This is a genomic window from Rhodococcus sp. NPDC003382, assembly GCF_053589135.1.
In genome coordinates, this window is sequence record NZ_JBSFRH010000072.1 from 22,463 (window position 1) to 28,575 (window position 6,113).

A 6,113-nucleotide genomic window follows, 5' to 3' on the forward strand; every position below is an offset into this window, starting at 1 on the left:
CGGGACTACTGGTTGAACAGGCGGCCGAAGCGGGCCTTGAGATCCTCGAGTGCTGCCGGGGTCATCGCCTCGGTGTTCTGCGGGGCGACCTTGTCGACGGTGGTGACGGACGAGCCGATGTTCGGCAGGACTGCGGCGTTGCGGAACGAGATGGCTTCCTGGCCGGCCGGCGTGATCATGTAGTTGGCCAGGACCTGTGCCGCGTTGGGATGCACGGCGTCGGCGAGGATCGCGGTGTACATGGGGGCGCCCCACACGACGTCTCCGAACGCCGAGTCGACGGGCGCGCCCGTCTGCTGTTCGCTCTTCTGGTCCTGCACGAACGCGGCGACGGCGATCTCACCGGAGGCGAGGGCCTGAGCCAGCGGCAGTGCGCTGGGGTAGATCCGCGGGGTCTGGGCGGCGAGCTTCTCGAGGAAACCCTCTCCCCCGACCTGTTCGAGGTAGCTGTCGTAGAAGTCGACGTGGGCGGTCGAGGTGGGGGTGACGATGCCGATCTTCCCGCCGGCGAGGGACGGATCCAGCAGGTCGCTGTAGCTGTCGATGCCGTCGGGCTGTCGCTGGGTGTTCCAGCCGAAGGTCAGCACCGAGGCGTTGGTGACGAAGTAGCCGGTGTCGTCCTTCAGCGTCGTCACGTCGTATTCGCTCGCGGAGTCGGTGAAGGCGGGGCCGACGGGTGCCGCGAAGGCTCCGTTCGCGCCGTTCTCCACGGCCCAGGGCACGCTGGCCTGGGTGACGACGTCGGCGACACGGTTGCCGGTCTCGGCCTCCGCGCCGATCTTCTGGTGCAGGTTCGCGTCGACGTCACGCACGACGTTGAGCCGGATGCCGTAGTCGGCCTCGAAACGGCGGCCGAGTTCGGCGAGAGCGTCCGCGGCGTTCGACGAGTAGATCGTGACCTCGCCCTCCGCCTGGGCCGCCTCGACGATCTGCCGCCAGGCATCATCCCCGGCCGGACCGGTGGATCCGATCGAATCGGACGAGATGCGGTCGTCGCCGCCGTTTCCGCCGCAGGCCGCGACAGCCGCCACGAGGGCACCTGCGGTCAGGGCCGACAGGAAGGCACGCCGGGTGCGGCGGGTGTGGATGGGGTTCATGTGGGGCTCCTGGTGGTCGGTCGGGGTGGGACCGAGATCTGTCAGGGGGTGGAGGTGCGGCCGCCGTCGACGGGGATCACGGCGCCGGTGGTGTAGGTCGAGCCCGGTCCGGCGAGATACAGTGCCGCACCGACGATCTCGTCCGGATTTCCCGCGCGCTGGAGAGGCATCCCCCGGAACAGCTCGTCGGCCGATTCCATGTCCCAGGCCTTGCTGATGTCCGTGAGGAACGCACCGGCCATGATCGTGTTGACGCGCACGTTGGGTCCGTAGGCCTGGGCGAAGCCCTTGGTCAAGGTGTTGAGCCCCGCCTTGGCGGCCGCGTACGGCAGATCGGTGGTCATCGGCCGCTCGGAGGCGATCGAGCTGATGTTGATGATCGATCCCCCGTCACCGGCCGCCATGCGGGGGCCGACGAGGGCGGTCAGACGGAAGGCGCCCTTGAGGTTGACGCCGATCACCTTGTCGAACAGTTCTTCGGTGACCTGGTCGAGGCTCGGGTACAGCGGCGCCATGCCCGCGTTGTTGACGAGGATGTCCAGGTGCCCGAACTCGTCGTAGATCCGTTCGACGAGTGGTTCGTGAGCGTCCCAGTCACCGACGTGGAAGGCGAGCGGAAGTGCCTTGCGGCCGGTGGTCTCGGCAACCTCGGCGGCCAGCTTCTCACAGCTGTCGACCTTGCGGCTGACGATGACGGTGTCGGCGCCGGCGTTCGCGAAAGCGAGAACCATCTCGCGGCCCAGGCCGCGGCTACCGCCGGTGACGAGCGCGACCTTTCCTTCGAGAGGAAGTGGATGCGAAGTCATGATGGCTCCTGTCGATGAGGTCGGCGCCGGGGGGCGCCGAAGGGGTGGGAGGGTGCAGCGGGACACCGGCGTCACCAGGGGCGACGTCGGGACGGTCCCGGGGGGGTCAGGTGGAGGGGGTGAGCGGAACGAGGGCCTTGCCGGTGGCGGCGCCGTCGAGCATCCCGACGAAGGCGTCCCATGCACCGGCGATGCCGCCGGGGAACTCGGTGTGGACGGGCCGGATCCGTCCGGTCCGGACGAGCCCGGCCATCTCGTCCTCGAACTGCTCGCGTGCGTCGAGATGGTCGGCCAGCAGGAAGCCTTCCATCCGGGCGCGGCGCCAGATCAGTTTCAGGAGATTGCTCGGACCGGGCACGGGTGCGGCGGAGTTGTAGACGCTGATCATCCCGCACAGGGCGATGCGGGCGTGGTCGGCGAGCACCCGGATGGCCGCTTCCAGCTGTTCTCCTCCGACGTTGTCGAAGTAGACGTCGAGAGCCGTGGCCCCGACTTCGGCCATCGCGGTACGCAGCAGGTCCTTCGCCGGCCCGTCGTGGTGGTCGAAGGCCGCGTCCGCTCCGAGTTCCTTTGTGAGCGCGACTTTCTCCGGCGATCCGGCACTCGCGATCACCACGGCGCCGCGCTGTTTCGCCAACTGGACGGCGGTGGACCCGACCGCGCCGGCCGCAGACGACACGAACACCACGTCGCCGTCTCGGACCTGCGCGATCCGGTCGATCCCCACCCAGGCCGTCATCCCCGGGATGCCGAGGACACTCAGGTGAAGAGCCGCGGGCAGGTCGTCGTGCCGGAGCCTGCGGCAGTCGCTCACGTCGACGAGACTTTCCGTGCGCCAACCGTATTCGTGGAGAACGAGCGAGCCCACCGGCAGCTCCGGCCGATCCGAGCGGGACACGACGCCGACCGTCGGCGCGAGCATGGGCGCATCGAGCTCGTACGGTTCGGCGTAGGAAGCCCCTCCCCCCATCCGGCCCCGCATGTAGGGCTCGACGGACATGACGAGATTCCGCACGCGGACCTGCCCGGGAGCAGGTTCGCCGAGAGTCGTCTCGACCAGTTCGACGTCGGTGGCGCGGGGGCGCCCGTTCGGACGTGCCCGAAGGACCCACTCGCGCCGGAGGAGTTCGGTGTCGACGGTGTCGGTCACGGCAATGCCTGTTCTCTCCACGATGCGGACGGCGGGGTCATCCTGCGAGGCCGGCGGTGACCTGTTCGACGAGGTCGCGGCGCACGAGTTTGCCGGTCGGGGTACGAGGCAGATCGTCGACGAACACCACGTCGTCGGGAGTCCTCGAGCCGCGCAGGCGCTCGCGGCACCACGTCCGGATCGCGTCGGCGTCGTCGTGGGCGTCCGCCGCCGGGACGATCACCGCGCAGATCCGTTCACCCCACTCGTCGTCGGGGGTGCCGATCACGGCCACCTCCCGCACCTGGGGATGACGCGCCAGCACGTCCTCGATCTCGGCCGGCGCGATGTTCTCACCACCACGGATGATGGTGTCGTCCGCGCGGCCACCGATGTAGAGATAGCCGTCCTCGATCCGGGCGCGGTCCCGGGTGGGGAACCAGCCCTCCGCGTCGAGCACCGAACCGTTACCCATGTACTCGCCGCTGACCTGCGCTCCGCGCACCCACAGCAGGCCCGTCTCCCCCTCGGGCAGTACGCGATCGCCGTCCTCCGAACGGATCTGCGCCTCGATACCGGGCACGATCCGGCCGGTCGAGGCGAGCCGGCCGCGCAGTTCCGGATTCGCGAAGGCCTCCCGATGGTCCTCGGGACCGAGGACCGCGATCGTCGAACTGGTCTCGGTCAGGCCGTAGGCGTTGACGAATCCGGTGTCGCCGAACGCCGCGAGAGCACGTTCGAGGACCGGTTGGGGCATCCGTGCGCCGCCGTAGGCGAGCGACCCGAGCGTGGGGACGGCGGCGGGCGCGCCGTCGAGGTGGTCGACGATGCGGGCGAGCATCGTCGGCACCACCATCGCGCTGGTGACCCCTTCCGTCCGGACGAGGTCGAGCCACCCCTGCGGCGTGAAATCCGGGAGGTAGACCATGCGGCGACCCGAGTAGACGTTGCTCAGGACGGCCCCGAGGCCTGCGATGTGGTACGGCGGGGTGCTCACCAGGGTCGCGTGCTCCTCTGCCGCGGAACCGAATTCGACGGTGTTGAGGAGGTACGAGAGCAGGTGCCGGTGACGGAGCAGCACGCCCTTCGGAGCCGAGGTGGTACCGGAGGTGAACAGCACGATCGCCGTGCCCTCGTCCTCCGAGCGATCGGCCTCCAACGGCTCCGTCGCGTTCGCCAGTCCGAGAAATTCGTCCGTCGAGACGATGCGGCTCGCGCATCCGTCGAGTTTGGTCACGTACTCGGCGTCCGCCACGACCACCGGATCGTCGAGTCGGTCGATCAGTTCGAGCAATTGCGGGGCCGGAAGCCGGTAGTTCAAGGGAGCCAGGGGGATTCCGGCGCGCCCCGCTGCGAACATCAGCGTGGGGAGCACCGGACTGTTGACGCCGACGAAGACGACGTGGCGGGCTCCGAGCTCGGCGAGCAGGCCCGCACCGCGCGAAGCGAGTTCGTCGAGTTGCCGATAGGTCGTGCCGTTCGCCCGCGGACCCAGAGCGATCCGATCGGGGGTGGCGGCAGACGCCATGTCGAGGACCATCCCGATGCCCATATGACCACCTGTCTGTAGATGCCGTTGCCGTACGAGAGAAGAGACGAGTCGACCGGTGGTCCCGATTCGTCGGAATGCGAAATCACCGATGCGCGCCGGTCGAAAAACCGTGTGACCCACACCATAGCAATTATGCCTATATTTGTGAAGGTATCTGACGATCTTTTCCGATATGGCCTGTGACCTGCGAAAACAACCCGACATGCTCACGCACCCGCAGCCATGACATACTTGACGCCACAACTGAACAGCCACCCGAACCGCGGCGGGAGAGTCCCGCACAGCAGCGGGCGCCGAAGGAGCAACCTCCCCGGGAATCTCTCAGGCCCCCAGACCGCCGTGGCGAGGCTCCTCTGGAAAGCAACCCGTCCGGGTTCACCGAAGGTGTAAGCGGATCACGTCCGCGAAAGCTCTCAGGTCAATGACAGAGCGGGGAAACGACATCACCCGCTGGTGCCGCAGTGCACCCTGGCCTGAGGAATACGTGTGACCGTTTCCCTCGGCGCGCCGCCGCGCGCCCAAGTTTCCGCCGCGCCGCCGCGCGCCCAAGTTTCCGCCGCGCCGCCGCGCGCCCAGCTTCCCGCTCCCGCTCCCCGATCCGCGCCCTCCCGCGACCGGCGATTCGGCGTCGTCGCCATCGTCCTGTCCGCCACGGCGATGGGCGCGGCCGGTCTGTTCGGACGCATGGCCACGCCCGACGGCGCGGTGCTCGGTGAGGCCCTGACCTTCGGGCGCATGGCGGTGGGCGCGGTGGGCATGCTGGTGCTGCTCGCGTTCACCCGTCGTCTCGGGCAGGTGCGGCGAGTCCGCCTGTCCGCGTCGGTCGTCGCAGGTGGGGTCTTCCTCGGCCTGTCGCTGGCCACCTACCTGTCCGCGACCGTCCTGACCGACCTGTCCCGGGCCGTCGTGTTGCACTATCTCGGACCGGTCGTCGCGACCGTCCTCGCCCGCGTGGTGTTGAAGGAATCGATCACGCGCCTCGACGCGTTGTCAATCGGCGCGGCGTTCGTCGGCATGCTGTTCGCGGCCGGTTTCGTCGGCGGGACTTCCGGCGGTGGCGAGCAGGAGACGCTGGGGACCGTGCTCGGGGTCGCGTCGGGGATCTTCTACGGCGCCGCCCTGCTGTGCTACCGCTACCGGAGCGACATGCCGTCCGACGTCCGGTGCTTCTGGAACTTCGCCTTCGGCGCGATCGCGACCGCGGCGATGGTCGTGGTGACGCGGCCCGATCTGTCGGGCATGACGGCGAGCAACTGGGCTTGGGCGGCAGGGTTCTTCGTCGTCTGCGGTCTGTTCGCCCTGGGGTTGCTGGTGGTCGCCGGTAAGCACCTGCGTGCCGCCGAGCTCTCGGGTCTGTCCTATCTCGAAGTGGTGGTGGCCCTGACGATCGGCGTGCTCGCGTTCGGCGAGGCCGCGTCCACCCCGGCCGTGTTCGGTTCGGCGCTGATCCTGGTGGCGATGGCGCTGCCGCTGCTCGCCCGGCGATAACCCCTCGTGCGTGGTTTCGGTAGCACCCGCTACCGAAACCA

Annotated in this window: 5 protein-coding genes and 1 riboswitch; of the genes, 1 reads left to right on the forward strand and 4 read right to left on the reverse strand. The window is 68.7% G+C overall.

All coding sequences use genetic code 11. The annotated features are described in order from the left end of the window. Nucleotides 1-5 precede the first annotated feature (5 nt). The 4 genes from ACWDUD_RS29125 to ACWDUD_RS29140 form a co-directional block, all read right to left on the reverse strand. Nucleotides 6-1,097: an ABC transporter substrate-binding protein gene (locus tag ACWDUD_RS29125; protein WP_450111594.1), complete on the reverse strand. Its 1,092-nt coding sequence runs from the start codon at nucleotides 1,095-1,097 to the stop codon at nucleotides 6-8. Nucleotides 1,098-1,138: 41 nt separating this feature from the next. Further along, nucleotides 1,139-1,903, reverse strand: a complete 765-nt coding sequence (locus ACWDUD_RS29130) for an SDR family NAD(P)-dependent oxidoreductase (RefSeq protein ID WP_450111595.1) — start codon at nucleotides 1,901-1,903, stop codon at nucleotides 1,139-1,141. Between the two features lie 106 nt (nucleotides 1,904-2,009). Further along, complete coding sequence (locus tag ACWDUD_RS29135; protein WP_450111596.1) at nucleotides 2,010-3,053, reverse strand: NADP-dependent oxidoreductase; 1,044 nt, start codon at nucleotides 3,051-3,053, stop codon at nucleotides 2,010-2,012. A 37-nt stretch (nucleotides 3,054-3,090) separates the two neighbouring features. Further along, complete coding sequence (locus tag ACWDUD_RS29140) at nucleotides 3,091-4,584, reverse strand: class I adenylate-forming enzyme family protein (protein ID WP_450111597.1); 1,494 nt, start codon at nucleotides 4,582-4,584, stop codon at nucleotides 3,091-3,093. A gap of 256 nt (nucleotides 4,585-4,840) precedes the next feature. Beyond that, nucleotides 4,841-4,931, forward strand: a riboswitch (glycine riboswitch). A 139-nt stretch (nucleotides 4,932-5,070) separates the two neighbouring features. On the opposite strand from ACWDUD_RS29140, the gene ACWDUD_RS29145 reads away from it, so the two are divergent. Beyond that, nucleotides 5,071-6,072 (forward strand): DMT family transporter, encoded by a 1,002-nt coding sequence (locus ACWDUD_RS29145; RefSeq protein ID WP_450111598.1) that lies wholly within the window; start codon nucleotides 5,071-5,073, stop codon nucleotides 6,070-6,072. Nucleotides 6,073-6,113: the final 41 nt, after the last annotated feature.